This window comes from Siccirubricoccus phaeus, assembly GCF_008360935.1.
GTDB classification, from domain to species: domain Bacteria; phylum Pseudomonadota; class Alphaproteobacteria; order Acetobacterales; family Acetobacteraceae; genus Siccirubricoccus; species Siccirubricoccus phaeus.
In genome coordinates, this window is sequence record NZ_SRXO01000006.1 from 120,358 (window position 1) to 144,835 (window position 24,478).

Here is a 24,478-nt window from a genome sequence, read left to right on the forward strand (position 1 = left end):
GACCGTCGCGCCCAGACTCATGGTTTCCAAAGGCCCTTCGGCCTTTGGCGGGTGGGAGCTCGAGGGAGGGCAGAGCCCTCCCCCGACACTACGCTGCGGGCTTAAGCGCCTTCCAAACGCTCTCCGGCGTCGCCGGCATATCGATATGCGCGCCGGAGAGCGCGTCCACCAGCGCGTTCATCACCGCCGGCGGCGAGCCCACCGCCCCGGCCTCGCCGGCGCCCTTCACCCCCAGCGGGTTGGTCTCGCAGGGAATGGAGACGAACTCCACCTCGATATCCGGCAGGTCCTCCGCCCGCGGCAGCGCGTAATCCATGAAGGAGGCGCTGAGGAGCTGGCCGCTTTCCGGGTCATAGGCCGTGCGTTCATGCACCGCCTGGCCGATGCCCTGCGCCACGCCGCCATGTACCTGGCCGCGCACGATCATCGGGTTGATCGCGTGCCCTACATCATCCACGACGACGTAGCGCTGCACGGAGACGAGGCCGGTTTCCGGCTCCACCTCCACCTCCGCGACGTGGCAGCCATTGGGGAAGGTGTGCGACTTGATCTCCGCCACCTCTGCCGCATCCAGCAGCGTCGCCGGCTCGCCTTTCGCCGCGCGGTCCCGCTGGATGCGCGCCAGCTCCAGGATATCCACCCCGCGATCCGTGCCGACCACGGTAAAGCGCCCGCCCGCCGGGGCGAATTCGATGTCCGCGACCGAGGCCTCCAGATGCTCTGAGGCGGCCTGCTTCCCCTTCTCGATCACCGTCGCGGTGGTGAGCAGGATGGCCTGGCCTTCCGAGTACAGGCTGCGCGCGCCGCCGGTGCCGCCGCCGGTCGGGATCTCGTCGGAATCGCCCTGGATGATGCGGATCTTCTCGATCGGGATGCCCAGCTCATGGCTGGTCAGCATGGCATAGGCCGTCTCATGCCCCTGGCCCGTGCTCTGGGTGCCGACCAGAACTTCCGCAAAGCCATCGGCGGCGAAGCGCACCTCGGCGCGTTCCGTGGGCCCGCCGCCCGTCGCTTCCAGATAGTAGGCGAGGCCGATGCCGCGCCGCTTGCCCTGCGCCTCGGAGATCGCCTTGCGCGCGGCGAAGCCGGCCCAGTCCACCTTCTGCAGGGCGGCGTCCAGCACCGTGGCGAAATCGCCGCTGTCATAGCGCTGGCCCATGGCGGAGACGTAGGGCATGGCGCCCATCGGCACCATGTTGCGGCGGCGCAGCTCGATGCGGTCGATCCCCGTCTCCCGCGCCGCGGCGTCGATCAGCCGCTCCACCACGTAATTGCTTTCCGGCCGCCCGGCGCCGCGATAGGCGTCCACCGGCACGGTATGGGTCAGCACGCCGATGACATGGGCATGGATGGCCTGGAAATTATAGACGCTGGCCAGCACCTTGGTGCCCGCCATGGTCGGGATCATCGGCGCGAAAGTGTTCAGATAGGCGCCCATGCCGGCGTAATTGGTGGTGCGCAGCGCCAGGAATCTGCCGTCCTTGTCCAGCGCCAGCTCGGCCTCGGTGATGTTGTCGCGGCCATGGGTGTCGGATTGGAAGGCCTCGGTCCGTTCGCTGATCCACTTCACCGGCCGCTTCAGGCTGCGCGCCGCCCAGCAGACCAAAGCGTATTCGGCGTAGAGATACAGCTTCATGCCGAAGCCGCCGCCGACATCCGGGGTGACGACGCGGAATTTCTCCGGCGGCAGGTGGAAGACGCTGGCGGCCAGCAGGTCCTTCACCAGCCAGCTCCCCTGGGTGCCGCAGGTGAGGGTGAATTTCTCCGCCGCCGCATCGTATTCCGCCGTCGCCGCCCGCACTTCCATGGAGGCGACGATGACGCGGTTGTTCACCACCTTCAGCTTCGTCACATGCGCCGCCTGGCCGAACAGCGCATCGGCCTTGGCCTTGTCGCCGGTCTCCCAGTCGAAGGCGATGTTGTTCGGGATGCTGTCCCACACCAGCGGCGCGCCGGGCCGGTAGGCGGTGGCCAGCTCGGTGGCGGCCGGCAGCAGCTCGTAATCCACCAGCACCGCCTCGGCGCCGTCGCGGGCCGCTTCCAGCGTTTCCGCCACCACGAAGGCGACGGGGTCGCCGACATGGCGCACCTGGTCCTTCGCCAGCGCCCCGCGCGGGGTCGCGGCGCGGTCCGTGCCATCGGCATTCTTCAGCGGAATGACGCAGGGAATCTCGCCCAAGCCCTCCGCTTCCCAGTCCTTCGCGGTGAACACCGCCAGCACGCCGGGCACCGCCAGGGCCGGTGCGGTGTCGATGGCGAGGATCTTCGCCGCGGCATGCGGGCTGCGCAGCACCACGCCGCGCACCGTGCCCGCCGGGGCGATGTCATCCGTGTAGCGGCCGCCGCCCTTCAGCAGGCGGGGGTCCTCGATGCGGCGCAGCGGCTGGCTCAGCCCGAATTTGGCCATGGTGCCTCTCCCGATCTTCTGCCCCCACTATCTGCCACCGCCGGCGCCGAGGGGAAGGGGCAGCCGGCTTCCCGGCCTTAGCGCAAATCGCGCAGCTCGATCCGCACCACCTGGCGGGCGGAGCGCGCCGGCCGCCGGTCGCCGCCGACGATCAGGCGGAAGGGCGCCTCCTCCGCCGCCAACGGCCCATCGGCCCGGCGATCGGCGAGGATCACCGGCGCGTCCCGCGTCACCGCATCGGCTTCCGCCAGGGCGAGCACCGCGGCATAGCCATCCGCCGCCCTGACCACCACCGCCAGCGCCAGGGCGCGGCCGCGCAGCGCCTCCCCCTGCGGCACGCCGAGCCGGGCGAGCAGCAGGCCGAGCGGCACGCCCTCATAGAACGCCGGGTCGCGGCCGGGGGCGCGAAGCTGCTGATGCGGCATGGCGGCAAGCTCGGCCGCCGTCACCACCACTTCCCGGCCATCCGCCGCCTGCAGCGTGAGCTGCTGCGCCGCGGCCGGGAGGGCCGCGGCGGCAAGCAGCCAGCCGGCGAGGAGGGCGGCACGCATCTCAGTGCCGCCCCGCGCCGGCGGCGCTGTCCGCGCCGGCCCCTGGGCCAGCCCCCGGGCCATGATGGCCAGGCGGCGGGCCGCCGGCGCCGAGCCAGCGCTTCAGCGTCTCCCGCACCGACTGGAACACGACATAGAGCATCGGGATCATGAAGATGCCGAAGAGCGAGGCCGCCAGCATGCCGCCGAAGACCGGCGTGCCGACGGCGCGGCGGGAGAGCATGGCGGCCCCCGTCGCCGTCACCAGCGGCAGCAGGCCGAGGCAGAAGGCGATGGAGGTCATCATCACCGCGCGGAACCGCAGGCGGGAGCCCTCGATCGCCGCATCCCGGATGGGCATGCCGCGCTCCCGCGCCTCCTTGGCGAATTCGATGATGAGGATGCCGTTCTTCGCCGCCAGCGCGATCAGCACGACGAGGCCGATCTGCGCATAGACGTCGAGGCTCAGCCCGGCGATCTGGATGGCGAGGAAGGAGCCGAGCCCGCCCACCACCACAGACATGAGCACCGGCACCGGAATGGTCCAGCTCTCATAAAGGGCGACGAGGAAGAGATAGGCGAAGAGCACGGCCAGCGCGACCACGTAGATGGTCTGCCCCGCCGCGAGCTTCTCCTGATAGGCCGTGCCGGTCCATTCGAAGCCGTAGCCGGCGGGCAGCACATTGGCCGAGAGCTGCTCCATCGCCGCCAGCGCATCGCCGGAAGAGACACCAGTGCGCGGCGAGCCGTTGACCAGCACGGCGCGGTAATTGTTGTAGCGGCTGATGGTCTGCGGCCCGACCACGATCCGCACATCCGCGACGGCCCGCAGCGGCACCATGCTGCCATTGCTGCTGCGCACCCGGATGCGCCAGATATCCTCGATCTCGTTGCGGTCCTGCGCCTCCGCCTGGATGTTCACCTGCCAGGTGCGGCCGAACAGGTTGAGGTCGTTCACGTAGAAGCCGCCGAGCGCGGCCTGCAGCGCCGAGAAGATGGAGCTGATGGGCACGCCGAGAGCCTGCGCCTTGTCGCGGTCCACATCGAGATAGATGGAGGGCGTGGCAGCCGAGAAGGTGGAGAAGACCTGCTGCAGCCGCGGATCCTGGTTGGCCGCGACGATCAGGCCGAGCATGGCGCTGCCGAGCTCCGCCGGGTCGCGCCCCGCCAGATCCTGCAACTGGTATTCGAAGCCGCCGCCGGTACCGAGGCCGATGATCGGCGGCAGGTTGAAGGCGACGACCGTCGCCGTGTTCACCCCCGCCCCCTGCTGGAAGACGCGGCCGATGGAGGCGAAGACCGAATCCGCCGCTGCGGTCCGATCCTCGAAGGGCTTCAGCCGGGCGACGATGAAGGCGGAGTTGGACTGCGCCCCCTGGTCGATCAGCGAGAAGCCGACGATGGCCAGCACATTCTCCACCGCCGGGATGGATTTCAGGATGCCCTCCACCTGCTCCACCGCGGCGCGGGTGCGGGAGAGGGAGGCGGCCTGGGGCAGGGAGACCTGGACGAAGAAGGTGCCCTGGTCCTCCTGCGGCAGGAAGCCCTGCGGCGTCTTGCTGCCGATGGCGAAGATGGCGAAGGCCAGCCCCGCGGTGACGGCCAGCGAGAGGACCGAGACGCGGACGATGCGCCGGACGATGGCCGCATAGCCGTCCCGTACCTTGTCGATGCCGCGCAGCACGTACTTGATGGGTCCGCGCTTCGGCCCGGTGTGCCGGAGGAACAGCACGCAGAGCGCGGGCGAGAGCGTCAGCGCGTTGATCGCCGAGATCACCATCGCCGCCGAGATGGTCACGGCGAACTGCCGGAACAGCACGCCGGAGAGGCCCGGGATGAAGGCGATAGGCACGAAGACCGAGAGCAGCACCAGGGTGATGGCGATGATCGGCGCGGTGATCTCCGCCATCGCCTGCTTCACCGCCCGGGCCGGGGTCCAGTCCGGATGCTCCTCCATCACCCGCTCGACATTCTCCACCACCACGATGGCGTCGTCCACGACGATGCCGATGGCGAGCACCATGCCGAGCAGGGAGATGGTGTTGGCGCTGTAGCCGATGGTCAGCAGCACGGCGAAGGAGCCGATGAGGCTGACCGGCACCGCGATGGTCGGGATCAGCGTGGCCCGGAGGCTGCCGAGGAAGAGATAGACCACGACGACGACGAGGACGAAGGCCTCCAGCAGCGTCTTGATGACCTCCTGGATCGTGTCCACGACGAAGGTCGAGCTGTCATAGAGGACCTGCGCCTTCATCCCGTCCGGGAAGCGCGTCGCCAGCTCGTCCAGCGCGGCGTTCATGGCGTTCGAGACGGTGACCGCGTTGGCACCGGGGGAGAGGTAGACGCCCATGGTGACGGCCGGCTGGCCGTTCAGCCGGCTGATCGTGTCCTGCGCCTGGGCGCCGAGCTCGACCCGCGCCACGTCCCGCACCCGCAGCACGGAGCCGTCGGGATTCGCCCGGATGACGATGTTACCGAATTGCTCCGGCGAGACCAGACGGCCGAGCGTCTGGATGTTCATCTGGAATTGCTGGCTGTCCGGCATCGGCTGGGCGCCGATGCGGCCCACCGCGGCCTGGATGTTCTGGCTCTGGATCGCCGTGACGATGTCCTGCGGCGTCAGGTTCAGGCTGGTCAGCCGGTCGATCTCGAACCAGACGCGCATGGAGTAGTTCTGCGCGCCGAACAGGTTCACCTGGCCGACGCCGGGCACCCGTGCCAGCCGGTCGATCATGTTGATCGTGGCGTAGTTGGACAGGAAGAGCGGCGGGTGGTCCGGGCTGGTCGAGGTCAGCGCGATGAATTGCAGCACCGAGGAGGATTGCTTGCGGACGATGAGGCCCGCGCGCTGCACCTCGGTCGGCAGCCGCGCCAGGTTGGCCTGGATGCGGTTGTTGACGTTGACGGTGTTGATGTCCGGGTTGCTGCCCAGGGCGAAGCTGACGTTGAGCTGGTAGGTGCCGTCATTGGCGCTGTTCGAGCGCATGTAGATCATGTTCTCGACGCCGTTGACGGCGCTTTCGATGATCTGCCCGACGGTGGCCTCCACCACCGCCGCCGAGGCGCCGGGATAGGTGGCCTGCACCGAGACCTGCGGCGGCACGATGTCCGGGAACTGCGCGACGGGGATGCGCAGCAGGGCGAGGGCGCCGGCGAGGGTGGTGACGATCGCGATGACGATCGCCAGCCGCGGCCGGTCGACGAAGACGCCGGAGATCATGCCGGCTCAGCCCTGCCTTCCGCCGGCGGGGGCGCCGCCTGGCGCGCCCCCAGGTGCCCCGCCTGGCGGCCGCGGCGGCTGCCCGGCGGGGCTCGGGTTCACCGGCTCGCCCGGCCGCACCCGCTGCAGCCCCTCGCTGATCACCGTCTCGCCGCCCTGCAGCCCCTCCTCGATGACCACATTCTCGTTCAGCGCCTGGCCGAGGCGGACGGTGCGGCGCTGCGCCTGATTCCCTTCCCCCACCACCAGCACGTAGAAGCCGCCCTGGTCCTGCAGCACGGCGGCGCGAGGCAGGACGATGGCCTGCACCGGCTCCGCCCCCTCCACCGCCACGGTGACGAATTGGCCGTCGATCAGCTCCCGGTCGCCGGCGCCGGCCTGCGCTCCTTCCCGCTTCGGGTTGGGGATCAGGGCACGGATGAGGAGGCTGTCCGTGTTGCGGTCCACCTGGGTGTCGATGAAGTCGATCCGCCCGGCCTGAGGGTAGACGCGGCCATCGGTCAGGCGGATGCGCACCACCACGGCGTTCACCCCGCCGCGGCTCTCATAGCGGTTGCGCATCTCGAGCCCGGCGCGGGAGGAGACGGTGAAGGCGACGCGCATCGGGTCCTGGCTGACGATGGTGGCCAGCGGGTCCGTCAGGGTGGGCGTCACCACATTGCCCGGCGTCAGGATGGCGCGGCCGATCTTGCCGTCGATCGGGGAGATGATGTCGGTGTAGCCGAGATTGATCTCGGCCGTGCGTACCGCCGCCTGGGCGCCGAGGAGCTGGGCATTGGCCGTGCGTTCCTGCGCCTGGGCATTGTCCAGGTTCACCTGGGTGCCGGCGCCGGTCTGCCGCAGCTCCCGCGCCCGGGTGAGGGAGACGCGGGCATTCTCGAGCGTCGCCTGGGCGGAGGCTACATTGGCGCGGGCCTGTTCGAGCTGCGCCTCGAAGGGCGGCTTCTCGATGCGGAAGAGGACGTCGCCCGCCGTCACCTCCTGCCCCTCCTGGAACAGGCGTTCCTGCAGGAAGCCGGTGACCCGGGCGCGGACATCGACGCGGTTCACCGCCTCGATCCGCCCGGTGAATTCGGTGCTTTCCGTCACCGGCCGGCGGTCCGCGGTGATGACGCCCACGGCGGGCGGCCCCTGTGGACCGAATTGCGCCTGCGCCGCCCCCCCTCCGGCCAACAGGATGAGCAGGAGAAGAAAGCGCGTCAGTAGCATGCGTCCATATCCGGTCGGGGACGCGGCGCGGCGAGCGGGGGCACCCGCTGCCGCGCCGCGCCTGAAGTGGCGGCCGGGCGGCGGGGGCGCGAGGCGACCCCAGCCGACAAACCTCTAGGGTCGTGATTTGGCCCTGCCCGCGCAAGCGGGCAAGGCCTGTTGCAATTATATTCGCAATGCCGTCATGCGTAGCGGAAGGCGGCGTCCTCCAGGTCGATGGCCGGGAAGGCGTCCTTCTCCGCCCAGTAATCCTGGTTGTGCTGCCATTCCGGCTTGTCGCCGCGCTTCGGCAGCAAATGCAGGCCGCGCATCAGATAGCCCGGATTGAAATTCTCCGGGTCGATCCAGGGCAGCTGGGGCATGTTGTGGTCCTCCGGCCGCAGCGCCACTTCCACCCGCTTCGCCCCCTTGCGCTCCATATGGCCGAGCAGGCGGCAGACGAAGTCGCCCACCAGATCGGCGCGCAGGGTCCAGCTCGCGCGGAAATAGCCGAAGACCCAGACCATGTTGGGGATGCCGGTGAACATCATGCCCCGGTAGGTTACGGTCTCATGGAAGGCGAGCGGCTTGCCGTCGATCTCGAAGGCGATGTCGCCCAGCACGTTCAGGTCGAAGCCGGTGGCGGCGACGACCAGATCAGCCTCCAGATGCCCGCCGGATTTGAGCTGGATGCCGGTGGCGTCGAAGGATTCGATCTCGTCCGTCACCACGGAGGCATCGCCGCGCGCCACCGCCTGGAACAGGTCGGCATCGGGGACGAAGGCGATGCGCTGGCGCCAGGGCCGGTAGCCGGGCGTGAAATGCGTGCCGATATCGTAGTCCGGGCCGAGGATAGTTCTAAGATTGCCCAGCATCTCCGCCTTCACCTTGTCCGGCTCGGTGAAGCAGCGCTCGGTGAACTTGGCCTGTTCGTAGAGGATCTTGCGGCGGGTGATCTCGTGGATCCACTCCTCCTGGATGCCGAGCGCGCGCAGCTCCTCGGCGATCTCGATGGCGTTGCGCCCGGTGCGGAAATAGGTGGGGGTACGCTGCAGCATGGTTACATGCGCGGCGCGCCCGGCCATGGCCGGCACCATGGTGGCGGCGGAGGCGCCGGAGCCGATGACCACCACGCGCTTGCCTTCGTAGTCCAGCCCCTCCGGCCATTCCTCGGAATGGACGATCTGGCCCTTGAACGCCTGCATGCCCGGCCATTGCGGCATGTAGCCGCGATTGTGCCGGTAATAGCCCTGGCACATATAGAGGAAGCCGGCGGTGAAGCAGACCGCCTCGCCGGTATCGGTCCGCGTCGCGTCGATGGTCCAGAGATTGGTCTCGCTGGACCAGCTCGCATGGTCGATGCGGTGGTGGTAGCGGATATGCGGGGCGAGGCCGTTCTCCACGATCACCTCGCCCATGTAGCTGCGGATTTCCTCCGCCGTGGCGATGGGCGGGCCGACCCAGGGCTTGAAGCGGTAGCCGAAGGTGTGCAGGTCGGAATCGGATCGGATACCCGGGTATTTATGCGTCCACCAGGTGCCGCCGAAGGTCTCTTCCCGCTCCAGCACCACGAAGCTCGTTCCCGGGCGCTGGGTGGTGAGGTGATAGGCGGCGCCGACGCCGGAAATGCCGGCGCCGACGATCAGCACATCGACATGTTCCACCTTGGCGGGGCCATTTTTCTCCCTGGCGGGGCCGGGGCTGGCGATCGGGGAAATCTCGGACATTGTCTCCGTCTTCTGCGCGGTTGTGACAGCCAGCCTGACATGAAGGGGCGGGCTGGGCGAGGCAAAACTCCCTTCACCCCCAGGTGACCGCCCCCGCCCGGTGGGATTACGCTACCCGCGTTGCGGCGAAGGAGCGGGCGATGGAAGGCGGCTTCACCCTGGTACGGGGCCTGACTTCGGGCGGGTTCGGCGGCACCGTGACCCTGGCAGGGGCGGATGCGGCGGACCTCGTTGCGACGGCGGAAGCAGCGCCCTGCGCGCTGCCCGCGGCGCTGGCCGAATGCGGCGGGGTGCTGCTCATCCCTGGCATGGGTGGCGTGGCGACGGCGCCTGAGTTGCTCCTGCGCCTCAGCCGGATCTTCGGTCCGGAGGTGGAGAATTACCGGGAGACCGGCTCCGCCCCGAACCTGGTGCATCCGGAGGTGCCGCAGATCTTCGTCGTCTCCAACACCCCGCCGGCCAGCCGCCAGCCGCCGGCGAAGCCGGAACCGGAGCTGACGCCGGAGGGCAAATTCCCGGTGCAATTCCCGCAGCGCCGCGGCTGGCATTCCGACCAGAGCTTCCGCCGGCCACCGCCGGATGTCTCGCTCTTCCTCGGCGTGCAGACCGTGCCGCGGGGCCAGGGGCAGACGTTGTTCGCCGACGCCACCGCCGCCTATGAGGCGCTCTCGCCCGAGATGCAGGCGCGGATCGAGGGGGTGGACGGGCTGCATATCGGCGGCGGGCTCGGCCGGAGGCGGGAGGCGGTGCTGGCCGGCACGCCGGCCCCGGCGCTGAAGCCGAATCAATTGCCGCAGCGCCAGCCCCTGGTGCGGGAACACCCCGTCACCGGCAAGCGCGCGCTCTACATGTGCGAATATGGCCAGATGGATTGGCTGGAAGGCCCGATCTACGGCATGGAGCCCGGGCCGCATGGCGAGGGGGCGAAGCTGCTGGAGGCGCTGATGTCCCACTGCACCCAGGAACGCTTCGTCTACGTCCATGAATGGACGCCGGGCGACCTCGTCATCTGGGACAATCGCTGCACGCTGCACGCCGCCACCTGGTTCGACGCTGAGCACGAGGCGCGGGTGATGTGGCGCACCACGGTCAGCGGCAATCCCGGCGCGATGTATGAAGGCGAGGCGAAGAGCTGGCTGGCGGCGGCGGAGTGATGCCGGCGAAGAACGTCGTCTTCGACCTCGGCGGGGTGCTGATCGACTGGGATCCGCGCTACCTCTACCGCAAGCTCTTCCCCGGCGACGAAGCAGGGATGGAGCGCTTCCTGGCCGAGGTGTGCACTGGGGAGTGGAACCTGGCCCAGGATGCCGGGCGGACATGGGCGGAAGGCGCGGCGCTGCTGAAGGCGCAGCACCCGGAGAAGGCGGCGCTGATCGACGCCTACCATCTGCGCTGGCCGGAAATGCTGGCCGGGCCCATCGAGGGCACGGTGGCGGTGCTGGCGGAGCTGCACGCCCAGGGCACGCCGCTCTACGGCCTGACCAATTGGTCGGCGGAGACCTACCCCGTGGCGCTGGAGCGCTTCGACTTCATGGCCTGGTTCCGCGGCGTGGTGGTCAGCGGCACGGAAAAGGTCGTGAAGCCCGATCCGCGCATCTACCGCCTGCTGCTGGAACGCTTCGAGCTGGCGGCGGCGGAGACGGTGTTCATCGACGACAAGCCGAAGAACGCCGCGGCGGCCACGGCGCTGGGGATGCATGGGGTGCATTTCACGACGCCGGAGGCGTTGCGCCGCGATCTGCAGGGGTTGGGGGTGCTGGCGGGGTAGGCAAGATCGAGGAGGGCGCTGCCCTCTCGTTCGACGCAATGCGTCCAACCTTCCCGCCAAAGGCCGAAAGGCCTTTGGAAACCAGGGTCTTGCAGGCCTGGCCTCAGGGCCTTGACGATACCGCTCGGCTGGTCTAGCCAGGCGCTCGCAGTCCATATGGCGCTGCCGTAGGCGTTACCGTCATCCAACGCGTCCTTCGTCGAGAGGGTCCCAGCAGGGAGATCTCGGCACGAAAGGCGCCACGGTAATGCAATCCCGCTCCCAGCCACTTGGCCGTCCGGGGCACGCGCGCGGCGGGCGGTTCCAGTATCGCCGTGGCCTTTCCGCAATCAGCACCGATGGAAAGGCAGCACCCATGAAGATGACCGGCAACACGATCCTGATCACCGGCGGGAGCAGCGGCATCGGCCGCGCGCTCGCCGAAGCATTTTACGCGCGCGGCAATCGCGTCATCGTCGCGGGACGGCGGCAGGTCCTGCTGGACCAGATCACGGCGGGTCGCCCCGGCCTGTTCGGGGTGCAGCTCGACCTCGGCGACCCGGCTTCCCTGTCCCGCCTCGCCGCCGAAATCCGCTCGCGCTTCCCCGAGCTCAACCTGCTCGTCGCCAATGCCGGCATCTCGCGGCCGGAGGACATGACCGCTGACGACTGGGACGCTTCCGACGCCCAGGCGATGGTGGAGACCAACATCCTGGGCGTGCTGCGCGTGACGGCAGCGCTGCTGCCGGTGCTGAAGCGGCGGCCGAACGCCACCATCATCGCCACCAGCTCCAACCTTGCCTTCGTGCCGCGCGCGGATTTCCCGACCTACTGCGCCAGCAAGGCGTTCCTGCATTCCTGGCTGCAGTCGCTCCGCCACCAGCTCCGCACCGTGCCGGTCGAGGTGCTGGAGCTCGCACCACCCTATGTGCAGACGGAGCTGACCGGCCCCGGACAGGCGTCGGACCCGCGCGCCATGCCTCTCGGAACCTATGTCGAGGAGGTGATGCAGCTTCTGGGATGGGAAGATCACCCCCGCGGCGAGGTGCTGGTGGAGCGCGACCGTGCCCGGCGATGGGCAGAACGGGACGGTCGCTACGAGGCGGTCTTCGCCGCCATGAACCCCGCCTGACCCGGCGCGCCGCCCGGCCAAGCCAGGATGGCGGGGGCCGAGATGCGGGATCACGGGCGCCGCCCGTGACCTGCCTCCTGCCGGGCTCGGGTGGCGCCCCGTCCTACCCCAGCAGCACCGCCCCCAACACCCCACCCCCCGCCAGCACCCAGAGCGGGTTGTAATCCGTCCGCCAGACGAAGACCGTGGACACCGCCACCACCACCAGCAGCGGCCACACCCCATGGCTGTAGGAGGCCTGCGCCATGGTCAGCCCCGCCGCCAGGATCAGCCCGATCGCCACCGGCACCAGCCCGCCCTGGGCCGGCTTCAGCCAGGCCGCGCCGCGCAGCCGGTGCATCAGCCCGGCCATGCCCCAGGCCAGCACTGCCGCCGGCACCAGCATGCCGAGCGTCGCCGCCGCCATCCCCGGCACGCCGGCCACATGCCAGCCCATCACGCTCGCCACCAGGATGTTCGGCCCCGGCGCCGCCTGGGCCAGGGCGTAGAGCTGGGAGAAGGTGGCGTCATCCATCCAGCCCCGCAGCTCCACCAACTGCCGGTGCATCTCCGGCAGCACGGCATTGGCGCCGCCCACCGCCACCAGGGAGAGGATGGAGAAGCTCAGCAGGATCTGCAGCACCAGGGTCATTGCGCCGCCCCCTTCGCCCCGCCCAGCAGCCCCGCCCGCCAGAGCGAGAAGGCGATCGAGACCGGCGCCAGCAGCACCACGATCAGCGGCAGGGGCAGGCGGAAGACGAAGGCCGCGACCGCCGCCAGCAGCAGCACCGCCAGCGCCTCCACGGAGAGTTTCAGCTTCCCCGTCATCTTCAGCGCCGTGCCGATGACCATCCCCGCCGCCCCCGCGGCGATGCCGTTCATCACCGGCTCCACCGCCGGCGCCTGGCCGTAGCGGTCATAGAAGAGGCAGAGCCCGACCAGGATGATCAGCGGCGCGCAATAGAGGCCGGAGGTCGCCAGCAGCGCCCCCGCCAGCCCATGGAAGCGCCGGCCGATCATCACCGCCGCATTGCCCACATTCGGCCCCGGCAGGATCTGCCCCAGGCCGAGGATCTCGGCATATTCCCGCTCCGTCAGCCAGTGCCGCTCCTCGACGATGACGCGGCGGGCCCAGGCGGCGACGCCGCCGAAGCCGAACAGGCCGATCTTGAGATAGCCGAGGAAGAGCGCGGCATGGCTGGGCCGGACCAGCGCCGGTGGGGCGTCGGGCAAGGGGGATTTCTCCGAGCAGGGGCGCCATGCTGGCCCGGATCGGCAGCGGGGAAAAGCCCGGCCCTTCGCGCCGCCCCACCGCCCATGGCGCCGGCCCGCATCCCCCGGCATGATCCCGCGGCCGAACACCAGGCGGGAGGGAACATGGCATGCGCGGGCGTCTCGGGGCGGCAGGCTCCTGGGCAGGGTGGCTTGCGGCAAGGCGGGCCGGGGCAGGGCGGTGCCGTCCCGGCGGCAGGCCGGCGCGGCCCGGGACCGGGCTTCTCCTCGCCGGGCTGCTGGCGATGAGCGGCGCGGCCCGGGCGGAGCCCGTGACGCTGGAACGCTGGGGCAGCTTCCATGTCGGCGGGCGGGAGGTGGTCATCAGCGGCCAGCCGGTGCGGGAGGTGACCTTCACCCCCGGCGGCGTCCCCGCGAAGGTGGACCCGAACGGCACCTATCTGATGGGCGGGATGTACGCCCAGTACATGATCCCGGCCAATCCGCGCGGCCGCTTCCCCCTGCTGATGTGGCATGGCGGCGGCCTCACCGGCGTCACCTGGGAGACGACGCCGGATGGCAGGGAAGGCTGGCAGCATTTCTTCCTCCGCCGCGGTTGGCCCGTCTATACCAGCGATGCGGTGGAGCGCGGCCGCGCCGGCTGGGGGATGCTCCCCGAGCAGACCGGCGGTACCGCCGTGGTGCTGCCCCTCGACAACCCCTGGGAGCGCTTCCGCATCGGCGACGGCCCCGGCAGCTTTGCCCGCGGCAGCACGAATCCCGGCGTGCAATTCCCCACCGACCCCGAGAGCTACCGCAATTTCATCCGGCAGAACGTCCCACGCTTCACCACCACGGATGCGCTGACGCTCGAGGCTTATCTGGCGCTGCTCGACCGCGTCGGGCCGAGCGTCGTCATGGTGCACAGCCAGGCCGGGCAATTCGGCTGGCGTGCGGCGCAGGAGCGGCCGGAGAAGGTCCGCGCCCTGGTGCTGGTGGAACCCGCCGCGGTGGGCGACCCGGCCAAGGTGGCGGCGCTGAAGGACATCCCCGTGCTGATGCTCTATGGCGACTACATCGCCACCGATGCCCGCTGGCCGACCATCCGCGCCAACGGGCTGCGCTTCGCCGAGGCGGTGCGGGCCGCCGGCGGCACGGTGGATTGGGTCGACCTGCCGGAGCGCGGCATAAGCGGCAACAGCCACATGATCATGATGGACCGCAACAGCGACCAGGTGGCGGGGCTGATCCAGGATTGGCTGGCCGCCAAGGGGCTGTGGCGATAGAGCAGATCGCCGGAGGGCGGCATCGCCCGGAGGCGTGAATCTGCTCTACCATCCATAAGCTAGAGCGGTTTCACGCTGCACAGTCAGCGTGAAACCGCTCTAGCCCCGTCTCGAACTGCGGGACGTAGGCGATAATGTCCCGCATTTGAGATGAAACGAGACTTTATCGATTCTGGCTGGCGTATCATAAAGTAAGCCGCCCCCGCCCGCCGGAGCTTCCGCATGCCCCGCCTTCTCCTGGCCGTGTTCGGCCTTGCCCTGCTGGCCCTGCCGGCCCGGGCCGATCTGCTCGGCAGCCTCCTGGCCGGCGCCTGGTTCTACGGCGGCACGGCGACGCCCTATGAGGCCTACAGCCTCACCCCCGACCCCTTCACCGTGGGGGCGGGGCAGGAGGCGGTGCTGGTGGTGGATTACACCGTGACCACGCTGGTGGATGTCGGCGCCTCGGCGGTGGTGCTGACCGCCGGCACCCAGGTGGATTACGGCATGGCCGCCTTCAACGGCCTCGGCCTCACCATGCTGTCCGGCCCGGGCTTCGGGCCGGCCTTTTCCGTCATCGGCTCGGCCGGCCAGGCAGTCACCGCCTTCCTGCAGGGCAATACCCTGTTCATCGACCTGGCCGGCCAGCATTTCGAGGTGGGCGACACCGTCACCGTCGATTTTGCCGCCGTGGTGCCGGAGCCTGGGGCGCTGCTGCTGCTCGGCGCCGGGCTGCTTGGCGTGCTGGCCCTGTCCCGGCGCCGTGCCCTCTTGCTGCGATAGCCGCCCTGAAGCTCGGAGCCTGTCGCAGAAGGGTCCGGCAGCGGACCGGCGAGGGGTCTTGCGTCCTGGCCGGGAGGTGGACGCTGCCAAGGCGGAAAGGACCCGCCGGGGCGCGCCGCAGACCCTTTTGCAACAGGCTCTCGCACCACGGTCCGGCGGGGTTGTTGCCGGCGCCGGCAGCCCCCGGCGGAGATGCAGGGTGGCCGGCGCTGCCCGCGACGACCTCCTGCCGAGGTCCGGGGGCGGAGCCCCTGGCGCCGCGGTGAGGCCGTGATGCAAGCCATGTTCCGCGACTTGCCGCGCGCCTCCCTGCCGCCCTGGTGCGCCCCCTATTGGCAGGGTGTCGAGGACCCGCTCGGCGGCGAGCTCTGGTACGCCGCCACCCTGGCCCATGCCCTGCCGCCCGGCGCCAGCCCCCTGGCGGCGGTGACGACGGCCGTGCTGCTGCCGCTCCGCTGGGACGGCGGCGTGCTCTCCAGCCTCACCACCGAGTACAGCCTCGGCTGGCGCCCCCTGCCAGCCCCCGGCGCCGATGCCGCCGCCCTCACCGACTCCGGCCGCGCCCTGGCCAGGCTGCTGCGCCGCCGCCCGCCCACCAGGCTGGAGGCGCTGGACCCCGCGGACCCCGTCCTCCCCCCGCTGCTCGCCGGCCTCAGGGCGGGCGGGCTGGTCCCGCTGCGCTACGGGCATTTCGCCAATTGGCGGGAGGCGCTGCCGGCGGACACCGGATGGGCCGCCTATCTTGCCACCCGGCCGCCGGCGCAGCGCAACACCATTGCCCGCAAGCTGGCCCGGGCCGGGCGGGAATTCCGCTTCGAATGCCTCGCCGCCCCCGGCGCGGCGCTGGAGCCGGGCATCGCCGCCTTCGAGGCGGTGCGCGCCGGGAGCTGGAAGCCGGATGAACCCGCCCCCGGCTTCGACGCCGCCCTGATGCGCGCCCTGGCGCCCAGCGGCGCGCTCCGCCTCGGATTGTTGCGGGACAGGGAGGACAGGCCGCTCGCCGCGCAGTATTGGGTGCTGCACCGGGGCGGCGCCACGATTCCGAAGCTCTTCCACCTGGAGGCGGCGCGGGCCGCCTCCCCCGGCACGGTGCTGACCGCGCTGATGATCCGGCGGCTGATCGAGGAGGATGGCGTGCAGGCCCTGGATTTCGGCCGCGGTGATGATGGCTACAAGCGCCTCTGGGTGGCGGAAAGGCGGCAGCGTCTGGGCCTGCTGCTGGTGGACCCCCTTCACCCGGCCGGCGCCCTGGCCCTGGCCCGCCACGCCGCCGGCCGGCTCCGCCGCGCGCTGCGCCCTGCCTCGGGCCCGGACGCCGCATGAGAATTCTCTACAGCCACCGCATCCAGTCGCGGGACGGGATGAGCGTGCATCTGGACAGCCTGGTCGCCGCCCTGCGTGCCGAAGGGCATGAGGTGCTGGTCGTCGGTCCCGCCGCCTATGCGGAAGCGAGCTTCGGTGGGGAGAGCCGGCTGACCGCCCTGGTCCGCCGCAAGCTGCCCGGCTTCGCCGCGGAGCTGGCGGAGCTGGCCTATTCCATCCCCGCCTATTTCCGCCTGGCCCGCGCCGCCCGCGCATTCCGGCCGGAGGCGGTGTATGAGCGCTACAACCTCTTCTTCCTGTCCGGCGCCCTGCTGGCCAGGCGGCTGCAGCTGCCCTTCCTGGTGGAGGTGAACGCCCCGCTGGCGGAGGAGCGCGCCCGCTTCGGCGGCCTCGCCCTGGGCGCCCTGGCACGCTGGACGGAGCGCTTCGTCTGGCGCGCCGCCGACCGCGCCTTGCCGGTGACGGAGGTGCTGGCCGGGCATCTGCGTGCGGCCGGGGTGGCGCCGGCGCGCATCCTGGTGGTGCCGAACGGCATCGACCTGGCGGAATTCCCCGCGCCCGCCCCGCCGGCGCCGAAGCCGGTGGTCACGCTGGGCTTCGTCGGCTTCGTGCGGGACTGGCATGGGCTGGATGCGGTGGTGCGGGCCATCGCCGGCTTCCGCGGCAACGTCCCGCTGGAGCTGCTGGTGGTGGGGGAGGGGCCGGCCCGGCCCGGGCTGGAAAAGCTGGCCGCCGAACTCGGCATCGCCGACCGGGTGCGCTTCACCGGGCTGCAGGGGCGGGAGGCGATCCCGGACCTGGTCGCCGGCTTCGATATCGCGCTGCAGCCGGCCGCTGTCGCCTATGCCTCGCCGCTCAAGGTCTTCGAATACATGGCGGCGGGGCGGGCGATCGTGGCGCCGGACCAGCCCAACCTGCGGGAAGTGCTGGCGGATGGCGAGACCGCGCTGCTCTTCGCGCCGGAGACGCCCGGCGCGATGTGGGCGGCGGTGGAGCGGCTGGCGCGCGACCCGGCGCTGCGCGCCCGGCTGGGCGCGGCGGCGCGGGCGGCGGTGCTGGCGCGCGACCTGACCTGGGCCGGCAATGCCCGCCGCGTCGCCGCCCTGTTCCAGGCGGAGCGGGCGCGGCGGGGCCTGGCATGACACGGCCTGGCATGGGGAAACCTGGCATGGCGGGCCCGCTGCTGCTGCATGTGTTCCCGGGCTTCGGCGTCGGCGGGGCGCAGGTGCGCTTCGCCGCGCTGGCCAACCGCTTCGGCCCGCGCTGGCGCCATGCCATCCTGGCGCTGGACGGCAACACCGCCTGCACCGAACGCCTCTCGGCGGCGGTGCCCTATACGCTGGTGCCGGCGCCGCCGCGCGGCGGCGCGCCGCTGGCGCGGCTGGCGGCGATAAGGCGGCTGGTCCGGGCGCTGCGGCCGGCGCTGCTGGTGACCAGCAATTGGGGCGCCATCGAATACGTCCTCGCCAATTGGCTGCCGCCCCGCCTGCCGCATCTGCATACCGAGGACGGCTTCGGCCCGGACGAGGCCGCCGGGCAGAAGCCGCGGCGCATGCTGGTGCGGCGCCTGGCGCTGCGCCGGTCCGAGGTGGCGATGCCCTCCACGGTGCTGCTGCGCGCGGCGCGGGAGGGCTGGCGCCTGCCGGAGGCACGGCTGCACCACATCCCGAACGGGCTGGATCTGGCGCGCTTCCGCCCCGGCGCGCCCGCCGCGCGGCTGGCGGTGCCGGGGGCGGGGCCGCTGATCGGCACCGTCGCCGCGCTGCGGCCGGAGAAGAACATTACCCGGCTGCTGCACGCCCTGGCCCTGCTGCGGCGGGAGGGGATCGCCGCCCGGCTGGCCATCCTCGGCGACGGGCCGGAACGGCCGGCGCTGGAAGCCCTGGCGGCGGAGCTGGGCCTCCTCGGCTGCACCGGCTTCCTCGGCCACTGGCCGGACCCGGCGCCGGCCTACGGCGGGATGGACCTTCTCGCCCTCTCCTCGGATACCGAGCAGATGCCCTTCTCCGTCATGGAGGCGATGGCGAGCGGCCTGCCGGTGGCGGCGACGGAGGTGGGCGACCTCCGCGCCATGCTGGCGCCGGAGAACCTGCCGCATCTGGCGGCGAGGGACCCGGCCGCCCTGGCCGCGGCGCTGCGGCCGCTGCTGCTGGATGCCGCGCTGCGCGCCCGGCTGGGCGCGGCGAACCGCGCCAAGGCGGAACGCGACTACGACCAGGAGAAGATGTACCAGGCCTATGCTGGGCTGATCGAAGGGTTGCTGTACAGGTAGTCGGGACTTCGCCCGCTGGAGCGTGATCGATTGAGGTCGGATCGACCGAAGCCGTGAAGCACGTGACCAGACAATGCGCCAGAGCGGGAGGGGCGAGCGAAGCTCAACCGATCCCGCTCCAGCGGCAATGCTGCCTCCCACCCGGACCCCCTCAGGGTCGGCAGGTCGACCGCAGATTCAGGGCGGGGTCCGGGGGAAGCCTTCCCCCCGGCGAGGGTGCAGGGGGCAGAGCCCCCTGCTCGAGGTGGGGCGGCGAAGCCCCATTCGCCTCAACTCCACAGGAAATCCCCCGCGCCGAGCTTCGCCGCATTCATCCCCAGCAGCACGACGGCCATGTCCAGGCTGCCATCCCCGTTCAGGTCGATCTGCAATTGCTGGGTGGCGTCGGCGAAGCGCGCCTGGGTGTCGCCCCCCGCACTGAAGCCCCCGGCACCGCGCCAGGCGAAGCTGCCCTGCAGCAGCCCGCTGAACACCAGCAGATCCTCGCCATGGGTGAAGTCGGTGATCCGGTCCGGCGCGGCGGCCGTGGAATCGGCGGCCGCGGCGAACAGGAAGCGGTCCGCCCCGGCGCCGCCGGTCAGCGAATCCGCCCCCGCGCCGCCGGCCAGCGTATCCGCCCCGGCGCCGCCCAGCAGCGTATCCGCCCCACCGCCGCCGGACAGCGAGGCGGCGGTGCCGCCCAGCAGCGTCAGCCGGTCATTGCCCGCGGCCCCCAGCACCAGTTCCACATTGCTCAGGCTGAGGCTGTTATTGCCGCCGGCCAGCACCAGCCGGTCATAGCCGGCGCCAAGGTCGATGGCGCCAGTGGTCAGGGTGGCGTTCAGCGTCACCGTGTCATTGCCGACGCCGCCCTGGATGGTCTCGACATTCAGCACGGTGACGGTGTTGGTGCCATTCGCCAGGGCCAGCCTGTCCGCCCCGGCGCCGAGATCGATCAGCGTGCCATTGCTCGGCGTGCCGAGGGTGACCGTATCGGCGCCGTTGCCGCCCAGGATCCATTCGGCATTGCTGACCGTGAGGGTGTTCGCGCCATTGGCAAGCTGCAGCCGGTCATAGCCGCCACGCAGATCGATCGTCACCCCTGGCACCATCGCATCGGTGCTCGGCAGCAGCGCGGTGGCGAAGGTGACGGTGTCGTCGCCCGCGCCGCCGGCGAGGTATTCCACATTGGCGAGGGAGACGCGGTTGGCCCCCTCGGCCGCCAGCACCAGCCGGTCCTGGCCGCCGCCGAGGTCGATCGTCATGCCGTTTGCCGCGGCGGAAAGGGTGACGGAATCCGCCGCCGCGCCGCCGAGGAGGGTGTCCACCCCGGCCAGCGTCACCCGGTTGGCGCCCTCGCCGCTCAGCACCAGCCGGTCGCTGCCGGCGCCAAGATCGATGACGCCGCCCATCAGCGGCGCGGCGAGGGTGATCGCCTCATTGCCGGCGCTGCCGAGGAGGGTCCCGACATTGCGCAGCGTCAGGCTGCTGCCGCCCACGGCGAGGGCCAGCCGGTTGTCGCCGGCACCGAGGTCGATGAGGCCGTAATAGATGACCGAGCCGAGGGTGACCGCGTCATTCCCGGCGCCGCCCTGGATGGTCTCCGCCCCGCTCGCCGTCAGCCGGTTGCCGCCATCGGCCAGCACCAGCAGGTCGGCGCCCGCGCCCAGATCCACCAGCCCGTCCTGCATGGCGCTGGTGAGGGTGATGGCGTCGGACCAGCCGCTGCCGATGACGGTCTCCGCCCCGCGGATCGTCGCACTGGCGGCGGCGCCGGTGAAGGTCACCCGGTCGCGCCCCGCGCCGAGGTCGAGCAGCAGGGCGCTGCCGACGGCGATGGTGAGCACGTCATCTCCGGCGCCGCCCGTCACCGTCTCCACGCCGGAGAGGGTGAGGGTGTTGCCGCCATCCGCCAGCACCACCCGATCCGCGCCGCCGCCGAGCGCGACATTGCCGCCGGCGAAGCCGGCGACGAAGGTGAGGCTCTCATCGCCGTCCCCGCCCACCACCGACTCCACGCCGCCGAGCACCAGGCGGGTGGTGCCGGGGGCCAGCACCACCCGGTCGGCACCGGCGCCGCCGAGGATGGTCTCGGCGCCGCTGACCGTGACGTTGTTGTTGCCGGTGGCCAGCGCCAGCCGGTCGGCGCCGGCGCCGGCGCCGAGTTCGATGACGCCGTTGTAGAGGGCGGCGCCGAGGGTGACCGCGTCGTCTCCGGCGCCGCCCCGGATGGTCTCCGCCCCGCTCACCGTCAGGCGGTTGCCGCCATCGGCCAGCACCAGCCGGTCGGCGCCGCTGCCGAGCTCCACCAGCCCGTCCCACATGACGCCGGCGAGGGTGACGGCATCGGCGCCGGCGCTGCCGGTGACGGTCTCCGCTCCGCAGATCGTCGCGGCGGCGGCGGCGGCGAGGATCACCCGGTCGCGCCCGGCGCCGAGGTCGATGAGCATCCCGGTGCTGCCGAGGGCGATGGTGACGACGTCATCCCCGGCGCCGCCCGTCACCGTCTCGACGCCCGAGAGGGCGAGGGTGTTGCCGCCATCGGCCAGCACCACCCGGTCCGCGCCGCCGCCGAGCGCGACATTGCCGCCGGCGAAGCCGGTGGCGAAAGTCAGGCTGTCTTCGCCATCCCCGCCCGTCACCGTCTCCACATGGCGCAGCGTCAGGCGGTTGCCGCCGGCGGCGAGGTAGAGCCGGTCGGCGCCGGCGCCGAGATCGATCAGCCCCGCGCGCTGCGCCGCGCCGAGGGTGATGGTATCGGCGCCATCGCCGCCGAGGATCGTCTCGGCGCCGCTGACCGTGGCGCCGTTGCCGCCATCGGCGAAGCTCACCCGGTCGGCGCCGCCGCCGAGATCGATGACGAAGCCGCCGCCGCGCTGGGTCAGCACCAGCGCATCCGCGGCTCCGCCGCCGAGGACGGTTTCCGCGCCGGCAACCGAAACCCGGCCGCCCTCGGCGGCAAGGGTCAGCCGGTCGGCGCCGTAGCCGAGGTCGATCACCGCATCCTGCATGCCGCCGCCAAGGGCGATGACGTCGGCGCCGCTGCCGGTCCGCACCGATTCCACATAGGCGAAGCGGGCGGTGACGGCGGCATTGCCGAAGGTGACGCTGTCGCGGCTGCCGCCGAGGTCGATCTCCAGGGCGCCGGCGGTGGCGCCGAAGATCAGCACGTCCGAACCATTGCCGCCCAGGATGGTCTCGGCGCCGGAGACCGTGGCGGTATTGCCGCCATCCGCCAGGACCAGCCGGTCCCGCCCCTCGCCGAGGGTGACGAGGCCTGCCGCCAGCGGCGTCGTCAGCCGCACCGAATCGTCGCCGCCGCCGCCGAGGATCGTCTCCGCCCCCGCGACCGTCACCTGGCTGGCGTCACCCGCCGCCAGCACCACCGTATCCGCCCCGGCGCCGAGGTCGATCAGCACCCCCGCAGCGGGGGCGGCGAGGGTGACGCGGTCATTGGCCGCACCGCCCAGGATGGTCTCGGCGCCGGCGACGGTGACTGCGTTGTTGCCGGCGGAGGACAGGCGCAGCAGGTCGTTGCCGCTGCCGAGATCGACCGCGAAGGCGGGCTGCGCCGTCGCCGGAGTCATCACGTCGTCGCCATCCATGATGTCCGGGATGGTGACGAGATGGTCGAGCGACCGGGCGAGATCCGCCTCGCTGGTATAGGGCGGCACCTCCATCAGCAGGGCGTGGTAGGCGGCGCGCGCTTCGGGGTTGCCGGTCAGGTGCCAGATGCCGGCCAGGGTGGCGAGGGCGAGGCGGCCGTAATCGCCATTGCTCTGCGCCCAGCCATCGCCGTTGGACAGGCCGCGGGCGGCGGTCTGCGCGCCGATCTCCGCCCAGCTCTGGTAGAGGCGGCCGGTCGCCGGGTCGCTGACCGCCAGGTTGTAGGCGGCGCCGTCATGCAGGGGGAAGCCCTGGTCGGCCGCCTGGAAGCGGCCGACCAGGAAGTTCGACATCCATTCGAGGAAGGTGAGCGCATCCTGGTTGCCGCGGGCGGCGGCGGCGATGGCGGTGGAGGCGAAGTAGTCCTGCTGCCAGGGCGCCATGTTGCCAGCGGTGCCGTAATCGCCGGGCAGCCAGCCATGGGCCTCGCCCTGCTGCGCCGTCCAGGCCGGGATCTGGCTGACCAGCCAGGCCCAATTCGCCGCCGAGACCTTGGTGAAATAGGCCTTCTCCGCGCTGCCATCCGGCGCCGCCCAGGCCGCCTCGTCGATCTGCCGCAGCGCCCAGGCGGAGCCGCGCACCTGGCCGCCATTCACCAGGATGTCGTCGTCGCCGCGCATCGCCGCCCAGGTGCCCATGACGTTCCAGGCGGCCTGGGCCATCAGGTTGTCGAGGATCCAGCGCTCGCCGGTCAGCAGGTAGGGGACGTAGGAGAGGTCCGGCTGGTGCGCCCGGTCCGTCACCCAGCCGGTCTGCCCGTCCACCTGCTGCACCAGCCCGGTCGATTTGGTATCGCCCACCCGGCCGGTGCCGCCGCGGGAATCGGTCCAGAGCTGGGCGTAATTGTCGGTGTTCAGCCAGGTGCCGTTGGCGGCATCGTGGAAATTCCACGGCACCGCGCCGGCCGTCTCCGCCTGGCCCAGCGCGTAGCCGGCGGCGCGGGCATCCTGGCTCAGCAGCCAGGCGGTGTTGGCCTGGGTGGTGAAGCCGATATCCGCCCGCGCCCCGGTCATCGGCATGAAGGTGGCGACGCCGTTGGTGGCGAGCGGGTCGCCCCAGCCTGCCGCCGCCATCGCCGTGGCATAGGCGTCGAGCTTCGCCTCCGGCACCTCCAGCGCCAGGTCGTAATCGGCGACGGCGCCGAGGGCGGCGAGCTTCGCCACATCCTGGCGGATGTTCAGCCAGCCCGCTTCCGGCGCGCCGAGGCCCTGGCCGCCATCGCGGCCCGTCGAGGAGAAATCCTGGTGCCAATTCTGGTACTGGCCCTGGTCCAGCGTTTCCGCCAGCACCTGCCGGCCATCCAGGCGGGCGGTGACGCCGTAGGCCACGCGCCCGCCCGCCGCCTGCATCGCCACGTCGTTGTTGAACTGGGCGGAGACGTTGAACCCGCCATCCTTGTAGGCGGTGACGTCGAAGACCAGGCGCAGCGAGCCGGCGACCGGGATTTCCACCCGTGCCTCGGTGGCCAGCGGGCCGGCCTGCCAGAAGCTGGCGGTGCCCTCGGCCAGCGCCTGCTTGAGCGCGGCGAGCACGTCGACATGCTGCGTGCTGCCATCCGCCATGGCCAGATCGAGGGTGAAGCTGTGGCCGGCGAGGGCGGTGGCGAGGTCGATGTCCGGCGCCGCCGCTGCCTTGCCGGCGACCAGCGAGACCTCCACCGACTGCCCGGCGGCCAGCGCCGGCCGTTCGACGGTGAGCACGGCCATCTTGGCGGAGCCGTCCGGCCAGGTGGTCTTCACGTCGAGCTGCACCGGCACCAGGCTGGTGCCGATCCGCGCCAGCAGCTTCCCGCCCGCCGGCACCTCGCCCGCCGCGAAGACCTGGCCGAGCGAGGTGATGCCGGCGCCGAGGGTGGCGGTGCCGGCATTCTCCAGGGTGAAGGTCCCGATCGCGGTGCCGGCGGTGGAGGCGACGAGGCTTGTCTCTGTCATTGACGGACTCCGGCAGTGAGACGCTTTTTTTGATCCCTGTCTCAAAATTTGCAGAAGTTCCTTGCCCGCCGGTGAAGGCCGGCCTCACGCCGCCGGGAAAAGCGTGAGCGAGGGCTT

The 24,478-nt window shown here is 71.1% G+C and carries 16 protein-coding genes; 8 read left to right on the plus strand and 8 right to left on the minus strand.

The window, feature by feature from the left end; all coding sequences use genetic code 11:
* Positions 1 to 88: 88 nt before the first annotated feature.
* The 5 genes from E5N76_RS10625 to E5N76_RS10645 all read right to left on the minus strand — a co-directional run bounded on the left by E5N76_RS10625 (position 89) and on the right by E5N76_RS10645 (position 9,072).
* Positions 89 to 2,407, minus strand: a complete 2,319-nt coding sequence (locus E5N76_RS10625; protein ID WP_149537273.1) for a xanthine dehydrogenase family protein molybdopterin-binding subunit — start codon at positions 2,405 to 2,407, stop codon at positions 89 to 91.
* 77 nt (positions 2,408 to 2,484) lie between these two features.
* Positions 2,485 to 2,958, minus strand: coding sequence for a hypothetical protein (locus E5N76_RS10630; RefSeq protein ID WP_149537274.1), 474 nt, complete (start codon positions 2,956 to 2,958; stop codon positions 2,485 to 2,487).
* Between the two features lies 1 nt (position 2,959).
* The gene (locus E5N76_RS10635; RefSeq protein WP_149537275.1) at positions 2,960 to 6,157 is read right to left on the minus strand and encodes an efflux RND transporter permease subunit; all 3,198 of its coding nucleotides are present in this window, start codon (positions 6,155 to 6,157) and stop codon (positions 2,960 to 2,962) included.
* A 6-nt stretch (positions 6,158 to 6,163) separates the two neighbouring features.
* Complete coding sequence (locus E5N76_RS10640; protein WP_149537276.1) at positions 6,164 to 7,366, minus strand: efflux RND transporter periplasmic adaptor subunit; 1,203 nt, start codon at positions 7,364 to 7,366, stop codon at positions 6,164 to 6,166.
* 182 nt (positions 7,367 to 7,548) lie between these two features.
* Positions 7,549 to 9,072, minus strand: coding sequence for a flavin-containing monooxygenase (locus E5N76_RS10645; protein ID WP_149537277.1), 1,524 nt, complete (start codon positions 9,070 to 9,072; stop codon positions 7,549 to 7,551).
* Between the two features lie 83 nt (positions 9,073 to 9,155).
* On the opposite strand from E5N76_RS10645, the gene E5N76_RS10650 reads away from it, so the two are divergent.
* From E5N76_RS10650 to E5N76_RS10660, 3 genes are all read left to right on the plus strand, one after another.
* The gene (locus tag E5N76_RS10650) at positions 9,156 to 10,226 is read left to right on the plus strand and encodes a TauD/TfdA dioxygenase family protein (protein ID WP_149537278.1); all 1,071 of its coding nucleotides are present in this window, start codon (positions 9,156 to 9,158) and stop codon (positions 10,224 to 10,226) included.
* Positions 10,226 to 10,840, plus strand: coding sequence for an HAD family hydrolase (locus E5N76_RS10655; RefSeq protein WP_149537279.1), 615 nt, complete (start codon positions 10,226 to 10,228; stop codon positions 10,838 to 10,840). Before E5N76_RS10650 ends, E5N76_RS10655 begins: the two co-directional genes overlap by 1 nt.
* 355 nt (positions 10,841 to 11,195) lie before the next feature.
* Complete coding sequence (locus E5N76_RS10660; protein WP_149537280.1) at positions 11,196 to 11,951, plus strand: SDR family oxidoreductase; 756 nt, start codon at positions 11,196 to 11,198, stop codon at positions 11,949 to 11,951.
* A 103-nt stretch (positions 11,952 to 12,054) separates the two neighbouring features.
* Here E5N76_RS10660 and E5N76_RS10665 read toward each other — a convergent pair whose 3' ends face one another.
* Positions 12,055 to 12,582 carry a chromate transporter gene (locus E5N76_RS10665; protein WP_149537281.1) on the minus strand — a complete coding sequence of 176 codons (528 nt, stop codon included), beginning with the start codon at positions 12,580 to 12,582 and terminating at the stop codon, positions 12,055 to 12,057.
* Complete coding sequence (locus E5N76_RS10670; protein ID WP_187830097.1) at positions 12,579 to 13,163, minus strand: chromate transporter; 585 nt, start codon at positions 13,161 to 13,163, stop codon at positions 12,579 to 12,581. Before E5N76_RS10670 ends, E5N76_RS10665 begins: the two co-directional genes overlap by 4 nt.
* 284 nt (positions 13,164 to 13,447) lie before the next feature.
* Between E5N76_RS10670 and E5N76_RS10675 the strand changes: the two genes are divergently transcribed.
* From E5N76_RS10675 to E5N76_RS10695, 5 genes are all read left to right on the plus strand, one after another.
* A complete protein-coding gene (locus tag E5N76_RS10675; protein WP_149537283.1) occupies positions 13,448 to 14,428 on the plus strand; it encodes an alpha/beta hydrolase family protein in 981 nt (326 codons plus the stop codon).
* Positions 14,429 to 14,650: 222 nt separating this feature from the next.
* The gene (locus E5N76_RS30070; protein ID WP_207791938.1) at positions 14,651 to 15,190 is read left to right on the plus strand and encodes a PEP-CTERM sorting domain-containing protein; all 540 of its coding nucleotides are present in this window, start codon (positions 14,651 to 14,653) and stop codon (positions 15,188 to 15,190) included.
* A gap of 273 nt (positions 15,191 to 15,463) precedes the next feature.
* The gene (locus tag E5N76_RS10685; protein WP_207791939.1) at positions 15,464 to 16,513 is read left to right on the plus strand and encodes a GNAT family N-acetyltransferase; all 1,050 of its coding nucleotides are present in this window, start codon (positions 15,464 to 15,466) and stop codon (positions 16,511 to 16,513) included.
* Positions 16,510 to 17,655 carry a glycosyltransferase family 4 protein gene (locus E5N76_RS10690; RefSeq protein WP_149537285.1) on the plus strand — a complete coding sequence of 382 codons (1,146 nt, stop codon included), beginning with the start codon at positions 16,510 to 16,512 and terminating at the stop codon, positions 17,653 to 17,655. The genes E5N76_RS10685 and E5N76_RS10690 overlap by 4 nt, the downstream gene beginning before the upstream one ends.
* A 26-nt stretch (positions 17,656 to 17,681) precedes the next feature.
* Positions 17,682 to 18,785 (plus strand): glycosyltransferase, encoded by a 1,104-nt coding sequence (locus E5N76_RS10695; RefSeq protein ID WP_149537286.1) that lies wholly within the window; start codon positions 17,682 to 17,684, stop codon positions 18,783 to 18,785.
* Between the two features lie 269 nt (positions 18,786 to 19,054).
* On the opposite strand, the gene E5N76_RS10700 is transcribed toward E5N76_RS10695, so the two are convergent.
* Positions 19,055 to 24,361: a beta strand repeat-containing protein gene (locus E5N76_RS10700; protein WP_149537287.1), complete on the minus strand. Its 5,307-nt coding sequence runs from the start codon at positions 24,359 to 24,361 to the stop codon at positions 19,055 to 19,057.
* Positions 24,362 to 24,478: the final 117 nt, after the last annotated feature.